Origin of the sequence: Chromobacterium sp. LK1 (assembly GCF_001043555.1) — a bacterium.
Taxonomy (GTDB): domain Bacteria; phylum Pseudomonadota; class Gammaproteobacteria; order Burkholderiales; family Chromobacteriaceae; genus Chromobacterium; species Chromobacterium aquaticum.
Genome location: NZ_LDUI01000080.1, coordinates 1 through 256, shown reverse-complemented (window position 1 = coordinate 256; position 256 = coordinate 1). Strand labels below are relative to the sequence as shown.

1 protein-coding gene is annotated in these 256 nt (G+C 59.0%); it reads right to left on the bottom strand.

The window, feature by feature from the left end; all coding sequences use genetic code 11:
- On the bottom strand, positions 1–256 hold a 256-nt coding region (locus VI26_RS22880; protein ID WP_048412058.1), incomplete at both ends, for a calcium-binding protein.

Here is a 256-nt window from a genome sequence, read left to right as displayed (position 1 = left end):
CGCCGTCCACTTCACGCCGCTAGCGAAGGTGATCTGCTCGATCCAATACACTCGATCGGCGAACCAATCCTTCACCGTCACGCTGTCCTGGCCATTGACGTGGCGGAACACCATGTCGTTGCCGCTGCGCAGCACCTGGATGTCGCTTTCCTTGATGTCGGCGCCGAAGCGCAGTTCATCGCGGTACTCCTCACGCGCAATATCCGCATCCGCCTTGTCGATGATGACATCCTGGCCATCGCCCAGATTGAACAGA